Source organism: Pseudomonas crudilactis (assembly GCF_013433315.1).
Lineage (GTDB): Bacteria > Pseudomonadota > Gammaproteobacteria > Pseudomonadales > Pseudomonadaceae > Aquipseudomonas > Aquipseudomonas crudilactis.
In genome coordinates, this window is sequence record NZ_WXVV01000018.1 from 25,141 (window position 1) to 42,891 (window position 17,751).

At 58.6% G+C, this 17,751-nt stretch carries 10 protein-coding genes; 3 read left to right on the plus strand and 7 right to left on the minus strand.

Translation table 11 applies throughout. The features are described 5' to 3' along the window. The first annotated feature begins 2 nt into the window (after window positions 1-2). Complete coding sequence (locus tag GTU76_RS19610) at window positions 3-1,124, plus strand: methionine ABC transporter ATP-binding protein (protein WP_016983643.1); 1,122 nt, start codon at window positions 3-5, stop codon at window positions 1,122-1,124. Then, entirely contained in the window at window positions 1,114-1,758 is a 645-nt protein-coding gene (locus GTU76_RS19615; RefSeq protein ID WP_016983642.1) for a methionine ABC transporter permease, read from the plus strand. Before GTU76_RS19610 ends, GTU76_RS19615 begins: the two co-directional genes overlap by 11 nt. 152 nt (window positions 1,759-1,910) lie before the next feature. Here the strand turns inward: GTU76_RS19615 and GTU76_RS19620 are convergent, their stop codons facing one another. The 3 genes from GTU76_RS19620 to GTU76_RS19630 all read right to left on the minus strand — a co-directional run bounded on the left by GTU76_RS19620 (window position 1,911) and on the right by GTU76_RS19630 (window position 9,270). Then, on the minus strand, window positions 1,911-4,682 hold the full coding sequence (locus GTU76_RS19620; protein ID WP_175552869.1) for an RHS repeat domain-containing protein: 2,772 nt from the start codon (window positions 4,680-4,682) through the stop codon (window positions 1,911-1,913). 169 nt (window positions 4,683-4,851) lie between these two features. Next, entirely contained in the window at window positions 4,852-7,752 is a 2,901-nt protein-coding gene (locus GTU76_RS19625) for an RHS repeat-associated core domain-containing protein (RefSeq protein WP_180699376.1), read from the minus strand. A 114-nt stretch (window positions 7,753-7,866) separates the two neighbouring features. Then, window positions 7,867-9,270, minus strand: coding sequence for a hypothetical protein (locus GTU76_RS19630; RefSeq protein ID WP_246376087.1), 1,404 nt, complete (start codon window positions 9,268-9,270; stop codon window positions 7,867-7,869). Between the two features lie 237 nt (window positions 9,271-9,507). Between GTU76_RS19630 and GTU76_RS19635 the strand changes: the two genes are divergently transcribed. Then, on the plus strand, window positions 9,508-10,134 hold the full coding sequence (locus GTU76_RS19635) for a class I SAM-dependent methyltransferase (RefSeq protein WP_175552867.1): 627 nt from the start codon (window positions 9,508-9,510) through the stop codon (window positions 10,132-10,134). Between the two features lies 1 nt (window position 10,135). On the opposite strand, the gene GTU76_RS19640 is transcribed toward GTU76_RS19635, so the two are convergent. The 4 genes from GTU76_RS19640 to GTU76_RS19655 all read right to left on the minus strand — a co-directional run bounded on the left by GTU76_RS19640 (window position 10,136) and on the right by GTU76_RS19655 (window position 17,705). Next, window positions 10,136-12,388 carry a glycoside hydrolase gene (locus GTU76_RS19640; protein WP_180699377.1) on the minus strand — a complete coding sequence of 751 codons (2,253 nt, stop codon included), beginning with the start codon at window positions 12,386-12,388 and terminating at the stop codon, window positions 10,136-10,138. A 90-nt stretch (window positions 12,389-12,478) separates the two neighbouring features. Beyond that, a complete protein-coding gene (locus GTU76_RS19645) occupies window positions 12,479-15,544 on the minus strand; it encodes an efflux RND transporter permease subunit (protein ID WP_016985628.1) in 3,066 nt (1,021 codons plus the stop codon). Further along, on the minus strand, window positions 15,541-16,605 hold the full coding sequence (locus GTU76_RS19650; RefSeq protein ID WP_180699378.1) for an efflux RND transporter periplasmic adaptor subunit: 1,065 nt from the start codon (window positions 16,603-16,605) through the stop codon (window positions 15,541-15,543). Before GTU76_RS19650 ends, GTU76_RS19645 begins: the two co-directional genes overlap by 4 nt. After that, entirely contained in the window at window positions 16,602-17,705 is a 1,104-nt protein-coding gene (locus tag GTU76_RS19655) for an efflux RND transporter periplasmic adaptor subunit (RefSeq protein WP_016985630.1), read from the minus strand. Before GTU76_RS19655 ends, GTU76_RS19650 begins: the two co-directional genes overlap by 4 nt. Window positions 17,706-17,751: the final 46 nt, after the last annotated feature.

The window sequence follows — 17,751 nt, forward strand, 5'->3', positions numbered from 1 at the left end:
GCATGACGGCCGCGATCCAACGGCGACTGGAGATTCCAGAGCCACACAATGCTGAAAAAACCGAGCTTCACCCTGAGTTGAATCGCGCCCACGTACGCTTCATCGGTCTGGGCAAAACCTACAACGGTCGCCAAGGCCCGGTCGCGGCATTGCAGGGCATTGATCTGGCGATCCAGCGCGGCGAAGTGTTCGGCATTATCGGTCGCAGCGGCGCTGGCAAGTCATCGCTGATCCGTACGATCAATCGTCTGGAACAACCGACCTCGGGGCGAGTGCTGATCGATCAGGTCGACATCGGCGAGTTCGATGAAGACCGTCTTGTCGCCCTGCGCCGGCGCATCGGCATGATCTTTCAGCACTTCAATCTGATGTCGGCCAAGACCGTTTGGCAGAACGTCGAACTGCCGCTGAAAGTCGCGGGTGTGCCGAAAGAACAACGCGAGAAAAAGGTGCGCGAACTGCTCGAACTGGTCGGCCTGCAAGAAAAGCACAAGGCTTATCCGGCGCAGCTTTCCGGTGGGCAGAAACAGCGTGTCGGTATCGCCCGCGCGTTGGTGCATGACCCGGATATTTTGCTCTGCGACGAGGCCACTTCGGCGCTCGACCCGGAGACCACGCAGTCGATCCTCGGCCTGCTGCGCGAGATCAATAAACGCCTGGGCCTGACCATCGTCCTGATCACGCACGAGATGGCGGTGATCCGCGAAATCTGCGACCGCGTTGTCGTGCTTGAGCACGGGCGGGTTGTCGAGCAAGGCCCGGTCTGGGAAGTGTTCGGCAATCCGCAGCACGAAGTCAGCCAGACCTTGCTCGCACCGCTGCAACACGCGTTGCCGGAAGAGCTGCAGAGTCGTTTGCAAACGCAGCCCACCGCCTCCGACGCTGCTGTGGTGTTGCGTCTGCAGTTCACCGGCAGCGCCAGTGATGAACCGGATCTGGCCGCGCTGTTCACAGCGCTCGGCGGCCGGGTGAAGTTGCTTCAGGGCGGCGTTGAGCGGATTCAGGGGCATGCGCTCGGGCAACTGTTGTTGGCCATCAGCGGTTCAGCGTTCAGCGCCGAACAATTACGCGAGCGCGCCGCACCATGGGCGCAACGAGTGGAGGTATTGGGTTATGTGGCTTGATCGCTTGCTGCAAGGCTTTATCGACACCTTCCTGATGGTCGGTGTGTCGTCGCTGATCGCCCTGCTGGCGGGGATTCCCATGGCGGTGATTCTGGTCACCAGCGACAAGGGCGGGATCTATGAAGCGCCGATACTCAATCGCGCCTTGGGCGCGTTCGTGAACCTGTTTCGCTCGATCCCGTTTCTGATTCTGATGGTCGCGCTGATTCCGTTTACCCGTTTGATTGTCGGCACCACCTACGGTGTCTGGGCTGCCGTCGTGCCGCTGACGATTGCCGCCACGCCGTTCTTTGCACGGATTGCTGAAGTGAGTTTGCGCGAGGTTGATCATGGCTTGATCGAGGCGGCGCAGGCGATGGGTTGCCGGCGTTGGCACATTGTCTGGCATGTGTTGTTGCCGGAGGCGCTGCCGGGGATTGTCGGCGGGTTCACTATCACGTTGGTGACCATGATCAATTCGTCGGCGATGGCCGGCGCGATTGGTGCGGGCGGTCTCGGCGACATCGCCTATCGCTACGGCTATCAGCGCTTTGACAGCCAGATCATGCTGACGGTGATTGTGTTGCTGGTGGCGTTGGTGGCGGTGATTCAGCTCGGTGGGGATCGGTTGGCGCGGGGGTTGAACAAGCGTTGAGGATTTCGCGAGCCACAACGCTTTGTGGCGTAGAGGTTGATGGCTTAGAGGAAAATCAGACTCCTCGCCATCTCGCCGTTGATTTGACCCGCTTGCTATCGTGACAAACTCTCATGCAGCAGTTCGTAATGGATATATATCCCCGCATGTAATCAACGAATAGAAACATTCAATCCCGGATTGGCGAGACGAATACTATCCACTGCATTTTGTAAGTACTCTGGAAGTATAGGTTTACCGTTGACTAAGCGCAGCTCGTCCAACGGCAGCACTACGATTTCTTTAACAGTAATGTTTTGAGAGGCAGGCATAGATTGGTGAACGGAAACACCTCCTTTCCCCACAACAATTACTTCGTTGTAAGGACGTTTATCACCAATCTTTTTCTGATCCCGCACCAAGTTGGTTGGTGTATCGATTTTATAGTGACTGGTCACTCCTTTTCTAGCATCAGGCACAGTCAGTTGACCGGAAAAAACAGCTTTGGCGAGCATTCCCTTCTCCTCTATGGTTTCTCCCCCAGCACCAATATGGTTAGGAAAAAAAGCATCAACCGGTGAAGTCCCAATGATGTTAGAAGGGGCGACATTTAATACAAACGCAATCTCTCCACGAGTGATTTTTTTTGAAGCCGAAAAACTCTCAACTTTTTCGTAACCTCGCGCCCCATTTCCTGCGGACGCTTCAGGTACAATTTTATTTACCATCTTAGTATCACGATCTCTCAAATCTATCAGAGATGTACTAATCGCATCCCATGATGAAAAAAGCTTATCTGCGCTTTCAGTCAACAAAGCACTCGGCTTTGGAAAGTAAGGATCATTCAGCCTAAGCGTATGAACTATCTCTAGATCTGGCCCAATATCAGCCCATTCTTTAAGATTTTTCACGTTATCTTCGTAGAATTCATGAATTATAGGATCTGCAGCAATGGGACCCCTGGCAATATTTTTATTTCGTTTCCTACCATCGGGATCAGAGTTGATTACCGGTTGATTCCCAACAAACAAATAAATATTTATTCCATCCACAACTCCTGCCGGATCCGGGCTAATCCACCGTTGTAACCATACGGCGCAATACCTATGCCCATAGTAATAAAGCCCGCTCGCGTCCCTCTCCTTGAGCGAATAACGGATAGTTTTGTACTTCGCCAGCAACGCACTTTTAGCCGCCCAGCACGCCGTGCCACCAAACGGGTAATAGTGCTCCTGACTCAAAACTCCCGCGCCATCGTCCAACTCCAGAGTGCTGGAACCGAGATGATCACTCAGGCTGTAACGCAGTTGATCGCTTTCAGCGCCATCAGGCCAATGCAGCATTCGCACCTGATTACGCCCGGCTTCGACACTGATCACATGCCGCTCTTTTCCGTTCGCTTCGCGATGCACCTCAAGACCCGGCAGATAACGCACTTCTGATTTCAGGGTTTGCCCGGATGTCTGGCTGAGGCGTGTTTTACGCAACCGATGGCCGGGTCGATCGTAAACATAACCTTCGTGGTCATTCGGCTCGTCCTGGCGTTGCACCAGCGTCACTCGTCTCAATTGATTGCGCACATCCCAGCTCATGGCCTGTCCGCGCTGCAATTCCAACTGATTGCCAGCGAGATCAAACCCTTCCGAAATCTGCGGTTCTCCCGGTAGAGAACCATCGTCGCGCTGGGCCAGACTTCGATTGCTGTAAGCAGAGGTAAACATCGAAAAACCCGGCGCACCGCTGTGGTGACGGGAGATCAAATTGCCCGCTGCGTCGTAATCGAATGTCTGGGTGTAATTGCGCCGCTGATTAGGATCCAGTGGGGTTGGCAGCAATTCCGGTAACGCCGGGCCATGGCTCGGCTGGCTGACTTCCCAGCCCTTGGTTTCGACCAGTTGATGCAGGCTGTCATAGCGATAGCGGCTGACCGGTTCGATGCACTGCTGATTGAAGTAAGTCACGACCTGGGTTTTGTCTTCGAGGCTAACGATATTGCCCACCGGGTCGTAGACGTAATTTAAATCTTGCAAAGGAGTTTGCGCGCCAACACTGGCGACCAGTCTGAGCAGCCGACCGTCATCACGGCTGTATTGCGCTTGGGTGATAACACCATTACCGGCAGTTTCACGCTCAATCTGTTCGTGCGCGTTGTAACGGATATCACTGACCAGGCATTTGGGTAGTTTGCCTTCACCGGTCGGGCGAAGCCATGTCGCGGAAAGTTCGCCCGCCACGTTGTATTGACGGGTCTGGACATTGCCCATGGCATCGGTCTGGTGCTGGAGTTCGCCCGTCGGATAGAAAGCGTAGCGAGTGACGTAGGACTGCTCCTCCAGAAACACATCACGGTGTTCAGGGTCGCTGGGCCAGTCGGGCAGATCAAGATTCGTCAGCAGGCGCCGCGATTCCACCAGCTCGGCACCGGCCAGACCATAGTCGTTGAGGAGCCGGGTCCCCGCCGGGTCGTCATGGCGGATCAGGCGACCGCACTGATTGTGCTGGGCGAAGGCATCGCCAGCACTGGCGTAGGTCAATCGCTCAACCACATAAGGCTGTTCGCCACGTGCTTGCTCCGTCACAACAATCGGGCGCTGCAGGTCGTCGTGCTCGCGATGACATACGCTGCCTCGAGCATCCCACGAACAGCACGACGAGCCAGCCTGATCCGGCAGACTCAGCTGCCAACCAGCATCGACGCTGTCCGTCAGCAATGCCTGCCCGCTCAATCCGTACGTGGTGGCCAGGTTCGGCTTCGGCGCCGTTCCCCACAACCGCGGATCCCACGCCGCTATCTGACGTCCCGCCGCATCGAACACTTGCCGGGTAATGCGCGGGTCGATGTCGGGCGAGTCCGGATGCCGGCAATAGCCGACGCTGCGGATCATCAGCGAACGTGGATCAATGACCGACAGTGTCGGCGTGGCGGCGTCGTGATGAACATTCATGGTCACAAGCATCCTTTTTCACCTTCCGTGAAGAATGAGCGCTTTGGCGGTGTTCCGATACTGTAAGAACTAACAGGTGCCATCCCGGCGCCACAGGCCATAGTATTTTGTCGTCAGTGCAGGGAATATCGGCAATCAGCAAGTCAGGATCGAAATTCCATCTGCAAAGTCATGAAAACAATTTCTTGAAAAAGCTGCGTGTCGGAGGCTTTTCATAGTAGGCAATAAAGTTAGCGATGGATCTCGGTTCGGCCTCTTCTGGTCGCCTCATGAGCGATTGACCATTTGCGCCGACAACTCCAATTCCAGCTGAATATCCGCCATCAAGATTCACCGCCCTCCCCCCACCACTGTTCATTCCATCGAGCCTGGCCATTACAAGAGACCACTCAGGCATGGTGTAACCCGTAGCTTTCTCGCTTCGCCCATCGCTCAAGCCCAGTGCCAAACGGGTACGCTGCCCAGGCCCGGATGTTCCAGGCAGACTGATACCGGAGCGACTATTGGGTGCACCTGCATGGCCCAGCTTGCCCGGTTGATTGTTTTTGGGATCAAACAAAAATTTAGTCAGACCTAGCCAACTTTGCGGGAAAGCAGGTTGCCCGTTGTTCGATAACACAGGTCCAGACTGGATTTTCGAGCCGTCTCTCATCGAAATCGACGTGTAATATTTTTTATAGTCAGATGGCACAGGTGCATAGACTTGTTCCGTGCCACCAATCACGCTGGGACCGATCGGCGCAAACGGCGAGACGTGTTTATTGCCCAGATTGGCGATGTTGAAAAAGCCGCCGTTTATGTAGGCGACAGCACCAGCATTGTTAAGACCTGCCTGTGCCTTGATCGCTTCCCCAGACACTGTATTCAGGCGGATACCTTGCTCCGCACCTGCAACTTTTCCCCGCAGTGAGGAGGCGATCGACAGATACGAAAGCTTTCTGTCCCCTCTCACGGGGCGAGTCAGCCCCATTCCCATGCGGTTCAGCAGCTCATTCCGGCCTTGAATGTCGACAGCGATTATTCCCGGCGCGACAGTACGAACCCGCACCCCATCTTGTGACGCTACTACCGCTGCGTATGCCGATCGCCATCGACTCTGGGCATCGCTCTTACTCAGACCATCAGGGTCAACCGAATTCACCGGATTGTTCCCAAGCATTTGATACGCATTCGGTCCATCCCACGTCGGGTCAGGGTTTATCCAACGCTGAAGCCAAGGCGCGTAATAACGAAAACCGAAGTAATACAAACCTGTCGCATCTCGCTCCTTGCCTGAATAGCGCACAGTTTTGTATTTCGCCACCCATACGCTCTTGCCCGCCCAGCACGCAGTGCCTCCGAAAGGGTAATAATGCTCTTGCGTGATCACACCGGCTTCAGCATCCAGTTCCAACATGCTGGAATCGAGAAGCTCGCCATAGCTGTAACGCCATTGATCAGCGTGAGCCCCATTCGGCCAATGCAGCATCTGGACAGCGCTGCGTCCCGCTTCGATGCTGATGACATGGTGCACTTCGCCATCAATCTGTAATCGCAACTCCAGACCGGGGAGATAGCGAACTTCGCGGATCATTGCCCGGCCCGAGGCACGACTAAAGGACAGTTTCCGCAAGCGATGACCCAAGCGGTCGTATTGGTAGCACTCGTTGTCGTCAGACATGGCTTGACGGGAAACCAGTGTGGCCTGACTGAGTTGGTTGCGCACATCCCACCTCAAGCCCTGCCCGCGCAACAGCTCCAACTGATTACCGCAGGCATCGAATCCGTTAACGATATCGGTCTCTCCGGGCAAAGAACCATCGTCGCGTTGCGCCAGACTTCGATTGCTGTAAGCAGAGGTAAACATCGAAAAACCCGGCGCACCGCTGTGGTGACGGGTGAGCAGATTGCCCGCTGCGTCGTAATCGAATGTCTGGGTGTAATTGCGCCGCTGATTAGGATCCAGTGGGGTTGGCAGCAATTCCGGTAACGCCGGGCCATGGCTCGGCTGGCTGACTTCCCAACCCTTGGTTTCGACCAGTTGATACAGGCTGTCATAGCGATAGCGGCTGACCGGTTCGATGCGCTGCTGATTGAAGTAAGTCACGGCCTGGGTTTTGTCTTCAAGGCTGACGATATTGCCCACCGGGTCGTAGACGTAGTGCAAATTCTGCAAGGGTGTCTGTTCGCCGACGGCTGCGCTGAGCTTAAGCAGGCGGCCATCTTCAGGGCTGTACTCTGCGCGGGTCATGACTCCGTTACCGGCGGTCTCATGTTCAATCTGCTCGTGCGCGTTGTAACGGATATCACTGACCAGGCATTTGGGTTGTTTGCCTTCACCGGTCGGGAGAAGCCATGTCGCGGAAAGTTCGCCCGCCACGTTGTATTGACGGGTCTGGACATTGCCCATGGCATCGGTCTGGTGCTGGAGTTCGCCCGTCGGATAGAAAGCGTAGCGGGTGACGTAGGACTGCTCCTCCAGAAACACATCACGGTGTTCAGGGTCGCTGGGCCAGTCGGGCAGATCAAGATTCGTCAGCAGGCGCCGCGATTCCACCAGCTCGGCACCGGCCAGACCATAGTCGTTGAGGAGCCGGGTCCCCGCCGGGTCGTCATGGCGGATCAGGCGACCGCACTGATTGTGCTGGGCGAAGGCATCGCCAGCACTGGCGTAGGTCAATCGCTCAACCACATAAGGCTGTTCGCCACGTGCTTGCTCCGTTACAACAATCGGGCGCTGCAGGTCGTCGTACTCGCGATGACATGCGCTGCCTCGAGCATCCCACGAACAGCACGACGAGCCAGCCTGATCCGGCAGACTTAGCTGCCAACCAGCATCGACGCTGTCCGTCAGCAATGCCTGCCCGCTCAATCCGTACGTGGTGGCCAGGTTCGGCTTCGGCGCCGTTCCCCACAATCGCGGATCCCACGCCGCTATCTGACGTCCCGCCGCATCGAACACTTGTCGGGTAATGCGCGGATCGATGTCGGGCAGGTCAGGATGCCGGCAATAGCCGACGCTGCGGATCATCAGCGAACGTGGATCAATGACCGACAGTGTCGGCGTGGCGGCGTCGTGATGAACATTCATGGTCACAAGCGTCCTTTTTCACCTTCGGAGAAGAATGAGCGCTTTGGCGGTGTTCCGATACTGTAAGAACTAACAGGTGCACACTCAAAACAGCTGAATTGACGGAGCGCCGGTTTAATCTTCAATCAGGCTGTCCAGCCATGAATATTCGCTTTTGTTTTGATGCAGCACTTGCAGAGCTTTTGCCGCACAAATCAGGCTGTCAGCATTGTTCACCGCCAACTGCGCACGCAACGGCGGACTGGCGTTGAACGCGTCAACCGCCGCCTGAAGTTCCAGATCGTCGCCGATACCCAGGTAATCACTGACAGCGAACAGGAACGCATCGTGGTCGTCTGAAAATGCGTTCAGATAGTCGACCGTTAAACCGCCACGCATGATTGCCTCGGAGACGCCGCGCTCGGGAACGTCGTATACGGCTAGCGAATCCCAGACCAGCAAACGACCCAGTCGGCCGTCCAGATAGAAATAGTCTGCGGCGTTGGGCCCGATGGCCTGGAACCGGTCGATTCTGTTGGTGTGCAACATTTCATGGCCCAACGACAGGCTCAACGTACCGCGCTGCATGTACTTGCGATTGATGAACAGCCGGCCGTGGAAATCGCTTTTGTACATCCACGCCGCGCTATTGCTGTGCGCATCGACGCCGAGGAATTTTTCGCCGCCCCAAACACCCTGGTATTCCCTGGAAACCGCCAGGCCGCGCGCGACCGAATCAGAGAATCGTTGCGCAACGTCGAGGTGCCCGGTGCCGAAGAAACTTTCGTAAACGGCATCCGCATCCCGGTATTTCAGGCCAATGGCGTGGCGGGCATCAGCGAAGATGTTTTCAACCGCTTTCAGTTCTGAACGAATGATCGCCACCTGTTCTGGCGAGAACTGCTTCAAGCCGCGGGCGACCAGCGCGCCCTTCTGTGCCGCCGTGTACTCAAACGAGTCATCGCTACCGGTATGAACCCGGTTTTTTTGCGCATGTTCCCTTCTGACCTCGCCAATGAGCTCATCGATGTCGATGTCAATCACTTTGCCTGGACCGGTCAACGGTTGAGGCCGTTCGAGTGTCCAGATCTTGCTGCGTGGATCAAGAAACAACGCCGGGCCCAACGCCGCCGATTCAGAGACCAGCGATGCCCGATACTCACCGGCTGTACCGGTTTCCCTGACCAGGACGATCTCGCCGGGTGCGATATCGACATATTTTCGGTTCTTGTACACGCGCAGGCCTTGCGCATTGGCGGCAGGCAAGTTGGCTGGCGCGCGCAAGCTGTAGCGCTCAAGGGTTTTGACCTGCGTAGACACGGGCCGGATCTGGGCAGAGTGCAACGGCGTAATCGTAACGGCGGGGGAATGTGCCCCCGCCTCCAGGCTCGCTGGATCCGTATCAAAGCGATAAATCTTCACGGGAGTCCCGTCGCCGGACGGCGAACTGCCGGATCTTTTCCGCGGTGGTGTGGCGTTCACCGGGTTGCGGCTGGTTGGCGAGCTAGCGCCAGGTTTGCGAACAATGCTCATGAACATCCTTTTCCTGAGTGATTCCCCCCCGATAAAAAACAGGGCAGACATCGCGACAGTGGTCTATCGCGCAGGCGTCATTACATCCCGGAGCGCGCTACTGCGTGCGGTACATATGTATTGCACGGACGCCGGGGTTTTGTGCTTTCTGGAGAATGAAGATCCAAGGCTCGCAGGCTGCGATCTTTTAAAGCACGAAAGCGCTTATAGTCTGCCCATCGTCCTTGCCACCACGAACCGACCATGAAGCAGACCCCGACCGACCTCGAACAGATCACCGCCACCACCCTTGGCCACTACAACGCAGTGGCCGAAGACTTCCGTGAGGGCACCCGCGATCACGATGTCAGCCAGAACATCGAGGCGCTGTTGCGGCACATCCAGGGCGTAGCGCCGTTGGCGATTCTTGATTTTGGCTGTGGACCGGGACGGGATCTGCAGACGTTTACACGCATGGGGCACGTCGCGGTTGGTCTCGACGGCTCACCCGAGTTTGCGCGGATGGCCCGTGAGGACAGTGGCTGTGAAGTGTGGTGCCAGGATTTCCTCAAGCTTGATTTACCCGCCGAACGCTTCGACGGAATCTTCGCCAATGCGGTGCTGTTTCATGTGCCATTGCAGGAATTGCCACGGGTTTTGCAACAGCTGCGCGATACCTTGAAACCGGGCGGTGTGCTGTTCAGCTCTAACCCGCGCGGGGATAACCGCGAGGGCTGGAACGGGCCGCGCTATGGCTCGTATCACGATTTGGAGGCATGGCGCGGGCTGCTTGCCCGCGCCGGATTCGTCGAACTGGAACACTACTTCCGTCCCGCAGGCCTGCCGCGCGAGCAGCAGCCGTGGTTGGCCAGCGTCTGGCGCAAAGGCTGAGTCAGGGAGTTGCCTGCACCCGGTAGTGGCTGACGGTACCTTCCGGCAGCAGCAGCGTGATGCTCTCGCCGGGCAGGGTGCGGCCGCCCACTTCACGCGGGGCTGGATCGAAGTTGGCCAGCAGCCGAGTGCCGTCTTCGAACGTAGTCTGCTGCACCCGTCGGTCTTCGCTCAGCCAATGGAAGCTGATGAGTGCCTGCGTCGCCAGGCGCTCATGCAGCGGACGGAAAAATGCATCCTGACGAGCCATCAGCGGCAGTCGCTGCGCCAGCGTCGCCGCACTCAGGTGGTACAGCGGCGGCACGTTGTAAAGCAATTGCGTCAGTTCGTTTTCCACCCTTGCGTTGCTCAATTTAAGGCTGTCGAACAACCAGTGATGGGTGGTGATGAGCGAGCCGTGGAACACCGCTTGATACAGCGGCAAACGGCTGACCGGGTCAAAGTGAATGCGCCGCAACGGTTCCTTTATTGGCACGGATTTGAAGAACACGGCCGGTTGCTCCGGCGGAAACCACTTGCCGACAAAGTATTCCGAATCCGGGTTTTTACTCATGTCGGCATCACCCCAACCGATCACCGGTGTCTGCATGCCATGAGCGAACAGTACGCCTTGGGCCGTCGTTGCATTGCCGTCTTCTGAGCCGCTGGGCAATTGCAGCACTTCATTGATCCAGCGCGACGCCTCGACATTGCCTTCGGCGTTCTGTGCCTGTGTCATTGGGGCATCCGCACGGTAGCTGTCGAACACCATGCCTGTGGCGTAGGCGTCGAGAAACCAGCTGTTGAAACCGGCGGCGACGCTGACCGCTTTGACTCGTTTCTCCAGCAAAGGGCGCACGCAACGTGGGTCGGTGTAGTGACCTGATTGCTGAAAGCCGCTTTTCAGCGTGCGATTTTCCAGCACGATGGCGCACTCGCGGTAAGCCGTGTCACCCAAATGCGCGGTGGTCCAGTCCGGGTTCTCATCCCGACTCAGCGCCGTCTCGTAAGAATCATACGGTGCCAGCAGATACCCGGCCTGCACGCCTGCTCGAACCGCCTCGGGATGCCAGAGCCCGCCCTCCCAGCCCTCGCCAAGACCCAGCCACAAGCGCGACAGCCCGGCGTTTTGCAATTGCTCAATGGTATCCAGCGACAGGGTGCTGCCCCATTGCTCGGGACTGGCTGTCACGGCACCGGCGAATTCGCGGGCCAGTTGGCCACGCAGGGCAGCGTAACCGTTGACCAGTGCTTGCATGTCCGGCACCGCGCGGGCTTGCCAGGTTTTGCGCGCCTGAGAGTTCAGCGCCCGATTGAGGCTACGCAGCAGAATGCTTTGCTGATAACGATTGAGCACGGTCTGCGTGGCGAGCAGTTGCAAGGCTTCACCATCCATGCCGCCGCGCAACGCACCGGCAAGGTCAGTCTGGCCGCGCAACTTGCCAAGCAACGCCGGCCAGTTAAGCACATCCTTTTGCCCCAGCAGATCGTTACCCCACAGGTAGACATGACTGGCGCCCAACAGCTTTCGCGATGTCGGTGTTTTCTCAAGCTTGCTGCTCAGGCTTTCGTGACGACCAGTGTCGATCAGCCATTGTCGGTAGCGCTTGGCGCCGGCCAGCGGCTCGGCGTCACCCAGAAACAGGCTGAACGTCAGCGCTGTCGACGGCTTGAGTGAGGTGAATTGATGCCGCACCGACAACGCGAGCGCATCGCCCTCAGCGCTGAACAGCAGTTGATTGTTGTAGGGGTTGCTCAGCAACCAGCTGAGGCTGAATCCTTCATGCTCGACGCCCCAGATCGGCAGACTCATATCCTGAGTGGCATTGAGTACCCCCTGACTCACCAGAAACGCCTGCCACACCGGATCGCCGCGCGGCACATAATGGCCCTCGGCCAAGGGCCAGATCAGGCCCTTGCCCATGGCATTGCCGGGCTGGCGCAAGAACTCAAGTTCAGCCGGGGCGCGTGCGGTGATCGAGAAGTTCAGCTCGCGTTGATCGAGATCAACGCTGAGTGACCAGGCGCCATCGTCCCATTGCCAGTCGACACGATTGTCACGTTGCACCAGGTTGCTGATCCTGTGCGCGGCGACACCCGTCGATGCCTGCACAGTCGCGCCGTTGGCCGGGGTGACTCGCACGGCGAGGGTCGCGGGGTCGAGCTGTACGCGCCACAGCGGGTTTTGCAGCAGCGTTTCGGCCAGCGATGAGGGCGACAGGCACAGGCCGGCCACTAACAGCAGTTGGCGCAACCAGCAAATGACAGTCGACATCAGGCGTCCCTCCTCCAAATGGAGGAAGGACGGTAACGCAAGGCATCACAGTTGTAAGTCAGACCTTTCCCAAAGGTGTAACAAACGCACTCAGTGGGTCGATGACGAAGCGTCCTTCTTCGGCTCGCGGATCTTGTACCAGGCCACATAAAGCGCCGGCAGGAACAGCAACGTCAGCAACGTCGCCACCACGATCCCGCCAATCATCGCGTACGCCATCGGCCCCCAGAACACTTCCCGGGCGATGGGGATCATGCCCATGCTCGCCGCCGCCGCGGTCAGCAGGATCGGCCGGCGCCGATGCTCGGTCGCTTCGACCACCGCATCCCACGGCGCGTAACCCTTGCGCTCGAACTCATCGATCTGCGTCACCAGAATCACCGAGTTACGGATGATGATGCCGATCAGCGCGAGAATCCCCAGAATCGCCACGAAACCCATCGGCGTGCCGGTGGGCACCAGCGCCAGCACCACGCCAATCAGTCCCAGCGGCGCAACACTCGCGACGAGGAACATCTTCTGCACGCTGTGCAACTGGATCATCAGGAAGGTCGCCATCAAAAACAGCATCAACGGCAAGACCTTGGCGATCGGTCCCTGGGCCTTGCCGCTTTCCTCGACCGTACCGCCGGTCGCGACCTTGTAGCCCACTGGCAGTTTGTCAGCGAAGGCATCAATCGACGGCTTGAGCAGTTTCACCAGGTCGGTCGGCTGGATCTCGTCGCGCACCGAGGCCTTGATGGTGATGGTCGGCAAGCGGTCGCGACGCCACACCAGCGGCTGTTCCAGTTCATAGCGCACAGTGGCGAACGCCAATAACGGTATTGATGTGCCGTTGGGCGTAACAATTTGCAGATTCTGCAGGGTTTCCGGCGTACCGCGCTCCGAATTCACCGCCCGGCCGACCACATTGATCAGGTAGATGTCGTCGTTGACCTGGGTCAGAGGCGCGCCGCTGACGATGCTGTTCATCAGGTTCGCCACGTCTTCGGACGACAGCCCGAGCTGGCGCGCCTTGTCCTGGGCGATGTCGATGCGCAGGACTTTGCCCGGCTCGTTCCAGTCGTAGATGATCTCGCCGATGTGCGAGTTCTTGTCCAGTTCGGTGGCCAGATCGATGGCGTGCTTGCGCACCTGATCGATGTCCTTGCCACTGACCCGGTACTGGATCGGCCGCCCCACCGGCGGGCCCATTTCCAGCGCCTGGACGTAACTGCCGATGCCGACGAAGTCCTTGTGCAAGCGCTCGCGCAGACGCTGACTCAGTGCCTCACGGGCCTCGAAGTCTTTGCTGACGATCACCAGTTGTGCGTAGTACGGGTTTTGCAATTGCTGGTCGAGCGGCAGGTAGAAACGGATCGCGCCCTGACCGATGTAGGTACTCCAGCGCACGATGTCCGGGTCGCCTTTGAGCGTCGCTTCGAGCTTGTCGACGGCCTTGCGTGTTTCGTCGATCGAGGCGTTTTGCGGCAGGTTGAGATCGACGAGAATTTCCGGACGATCCGAGGACGGGAAGAACTGGTTCTGCACAAAACGCATGCAAAAAACCGCCAGCACAAACAGCAGCACAGTAATGCCGATGGCCCACCAGCGATTGCGCATCGCCCACAACAGACCGCCATTGAACGCACGCCCGACGCGGCCCGGCTCGGCTTCATGGGGTTTCACGTTGGCGCTGAGAATGTGCACGCCGATCACCGGGGCGAAGAACACCGCCACCACCCACGACACCAGCATCGCCACGGCGATCACCGCGAACAGGGTGAAGGTGTACTCACCGGCGGAGCTGGCATTGAGGCCGATGGGCACAAAACCCGCGACGGTCACCAGCGTACCGGTGAGCATCGGGAACGCCGTCGAGGTGTAGGCGAACGTCGCGGCCTGCTCGCGGGTCTCGCCCATTTCCAGGCGCGTGACCATCATTTCCACGGTGATCATCGCATCGTCGACCAACAGGCCGAGGGCGATGATCAGTGCGCCGAGGGAAATCCGCTGCATGGTGATGCCGCTGTATTCCATGAACACAAAGACCATCGCCAGCACCAGCGGGATCGAGCACGCCACCACCAGGCCGGCGCGCACGCCGAGGCTGATGAAGCTGACCACCAGCACGATGATCACCGCCTCGAACAGGGCACTGGTAAAGCCACCGACCGCTTCTTCCACCACCACCGCCTGATCGGACACGGTGTGCACACCCACGCCAACCGGCAAGTCTGCGGTCAGTTCATCGATGCGCTGGTGCAACGCCTTGCCGAACTCCTGAACGTTGCCGCCCTTCTGCATGGCGATCGCCAGACCGATGGCCGGTTTGCCGTCGAAGCGGAATTCCGGGGTAGCCGGATCGGTGTAACCGCGAGTGATGTCGGCGATGTCAGCCAAACGATAGAAACGGTCGTTGAGCTTGAGATTGACCTCGGCGAGATCTTTTTCCGAGGCGAACTGCCCCGAAGTGCGCACGGAAATCCGCTCAGGGCCGGCCTCGATCACACCGGCCGGAGTTACGGCGTTCTGCGATTGCAGGCTCTGCACAACCTGACGCTGATCGATACCCAACGCCGCCAGTTTGCGGGTAGAGAAGTTCAGATAAATCACTTCGTCCTGCTGGCCGATCATTTCGATCTTGCCCAGCCCCGGTACATTGCGGATCTCGGCCCGCGCCTGCTCTACGTAATCGCGCAACTGGCGCATGGTCAGGCCGTCGGCGGTGAAGGCGTAGACCGAGCCGAACACATCACCGAACTCGTCGTTGAACCCGGGCCCTTGAATACCTTGGGGGAACTGCCCGCGAATGTCGTCGATCTTCTTGCGCACCTGGTACCAGATTTCCGGGATGTCCTTGGCGCTGGTGGTGTCGCGCAGGTACACGTACACCGTCGATTCGCCGGGGCGCGTGTAGCTTTTCACGTAGTCGAGAGAATCGAGTTCTTCGAGTTTTTTCTCGATGCGGTCGGTGACCTGCGCAAGGGTTTCTTCCTGGGTCGCGCCCGGCCATTTGGTCTGGATCACCATGGTCTTGATGGTGAACGACGGGTCTTCTTCGCGGCCCAGATTGAAGTACGAGAACACGCCCATCAGCAACGCGACGAACATCAGGTACCAGACGAATGACTGATGCTTGAGGGCCCATTCGGAGAGGTTGAAAGAGCCTTTCATTGACTGTCCTCGTCAAGTTTTACCGATTGTCCGGATTTGAGGCTGTTGACGCCGGCGCTGACCACGCGCTCGCCGTTCTTCACGCCGCCCGCGAGCACTACGCTGCTGTCGGTGCGGCTGATCACGCTGACGTCGCGGGGGCTGACGGTTTTGCTCTGGGTGTCGATGACCCAGATCCGTGGTTTGCCGTCGACCTCCTGCAAAGCGGTAGCCGGCAATTCGATGCGCGGTTTGATTGCCGAACTGAGGGTCACGCTGATCGCCGTGCCGAGGCGGAAACCGTCTGGTGTCTCGGCCAGCGTCAGGCGTGCGCGACGAGTACGCGTGGCGCTTTGCGCCTGCGGTTCGATCTCGCGAAGGGTTGCCGTGGTGTTGATGCTCGGGTCGAGTTGCCCGGCCACCAGAAACACCACGTCGGAAGGAATCTGATCGACCAGGGTGTCCGGCAGATCAATCACCGCTTCCTTGATGTCCGGTTGCGCCAGGGTCACGACCTGCTGGCCCGCCGTCACCACTTGCCCGGCTTCGGCGTTCCAGGCGGTGACCACGGCTTTATGATCGGAACGCAGTTCGGTGTAGCCGAGCTGATCCTTGCTTTGATTGACCGCCGCCCGTGCCTGGTCCAGCGAGGCCTGGGTGGTTTTCAGGTCTGTGGTAGCGATGTCCAGTTGTGCCTGCGCCCCTACGCCACGATCGAACAGCGCCTGCTGACGGCGGGCATTGGCCTGGGCATTGATCAGTTGCGCCTGAACCCTGGCCAGGTCGCCCTGGGCCGAACGCAATTGGTTCTGCTGATCAGACGGATCGAGGGTGGCGAGCAGCGTGCCCTTTTGCACTTCGGTTCCGACATCGACGTTGCGGCTGGCGATGCGGCCACCGACGCGGAAACCGGTGTTGCTTTCATAACGCGCCTGGATGCTGCCGGCGAAACGCCCCAGGCTTTCCTCGCTCAACGCTTGAACCTTGACCGATAACACCGGACGTACCGGCTCCGGAGGTGGCTCGCTTTTCGAGCAGGCCGCCAGCAACACACCCACGGACAACAGCCCCAGACGCTTCATGGCTGTGCTCCCGGTTGCAGATCCTTGTAGGTGTTTTCAGCGATTTCGACTTTCATGCCGGGATGCAACAACTGCCCACCGGCGACAATGACTTTTTCCCCGCCCTTGAGGCCTTCGCTGATGATGACCTTGCCAATCAGGTAGCGGCCGACGGTCACGTTGTGCAACTGCGCCTCACCTTTATCGTCGACCATCCACACCGCCGGATCACTGATGTTTTTGGTCAGCGCTGACCATGGCAATTCGACTGCCGACTTGCCGCTCCCCTTAGCGGTGGCGCTGACCACCGAGCCCAGCTGCATCCCTTGTGGCAAGCTGTCGAGGCTGACTTTGACTTGCACCGTGCCGGACTGCGCCGACACCGCCGGGGTGATTTCACGCACCGTGCCGGTGGTTTTGATGGCAGGGTTATCGAGCAGGCTGACGACAATCGACGGATCCGCAGGACGCTCGGCCAGCAGCGATTCGTAGACGTTGAATACCGCGTCACGGTCGCCGTCGCGGGCCAACGAAAAAATCGGCGCAGTGGCCTGCACGACCTGGCCGACCTCGGCCTGACGCTCGGTGATCACGCCCGGCGCATCGGCAATCAACGCGGTGTAGCTGAGTTGGTCCTTCGCATTAGCCAATTGCGCCTGCGCCGCGCTCAAGGCGCTTTGGCTGCTGCGCAACGCGGCTTGGGCGGAATCGTACTCGCTCTGGCTGGTGTAGCCCTTGGGCAGGAGTTTTTGCTGGCGCACGAACGCCGCGGCGCTCTGTTTCACCCGGGCTTGTTCAGCGACCACCTGGGCTTGAGCCGAATCGACGTTGGTCTGCAAATCCTTGGGGTCGAGTTTGGCCAGCACTTGTTTGGCGGTGACGCGATCGCCGACGTCGACCATGCGCTGGATGATCTTGCCGCCGACGCGGAACGACAGTTCAGTCTGCACGCGCGCCTGCACGTCCCCGGTCAATGTCACCGCAGCCGCGTAATCCGTGGGCTTGACCTCTTGTACAAAAACCCGTGGCAGGTACTCAGCGGGGGCTTTTTTCTCGCCGCAAGCGGTCACCAAGGTGAGCAGACTCAGCACGACCGCTGTTTTCAAACCGGGACTCGCCATGCAGACTCCTTCCTGTGTACGAACGTGCAAGTGACGATACGACTGT

What these genes read in the sequence shown, in the direction of transcription:
- GTU76_RS19630 (WP_246376087.1), bottom strand. Translation starts at nt 9,270, where the DNA reads ATGTTCATGAGCATTGTTCGCAAACCTGGCGCTAGCTCGCCAACCAGC.
- GTU76_RS19610 (WP_016983643.1), top strand. Translation starts at nt 3, where the DNA reads ATGACGGCCGCGATCCAACGGCGACTGGAGATTCCAGAGCCACACAAT.
- GTU76_RS19615 (WP_016983642.1), top strand. Translation starts at nt 1,114, where the DNA reads ATGTGGCTTGATCGCTTGCTGCAAGGCTTTATCGACACCTTCCTGATG.
- GTU76_RS19640 (WP_180699377.1), bottom strand. Translation starts at nt 12,388, where the DNA reads ATGTCGACTGTCATTTGCTGGTTGCGCCAACTGCTGTTAGTGGCCGGC.
- GTU76_RS19620 (WP_175552869.1), bottom strand. Translation starts at nt 4,682, where the DNA reads ATGAATGTTCATCACGACGCCGCCACGCCGACACTGTCGGTCATTGAT.
- GTU76_RS19655 (WP_016985630.1), bottom strand. Translation starts at nt 17,705, where the DNA reads ATGGCGAGTCCCGGTTTGAAAACAGCGGTCGTGCTGAGTCTGCTCACC.
- GTU76_RS19650 (WP_180699378.1), bottom strand. Translation starts at nt 16,605, where the DNA reads ATGAAGCGTCTGGGGCTGTTGTCCGTGGGTGTGTTGCTGGCGGCCTGC.
- GTU76_RS19625 (WP_180699376.1), bottom strand. Translation starts at nt 7,752, where the DNA reads ATGAATGTTCATCACGACGCCGCCACGCCGACACTGTCGGTCATTGAT.
- GTU76_RS19635 (WP_175552867.1), top strand. Translation starts at nt 9,508, where the DNA reads ATGAAGCAGACCCCGACCGACCTCGAACAGATCACCGCCACCACCCTT.
- GTU76_RS19645 (WP_016985628.1), bottom strand. Translation starts at nt 15,544, where the DNA reads ATGAAAGGCTCTTTCAACCTCTCCGAATGGGCCCTCAAGCATCAGTCA.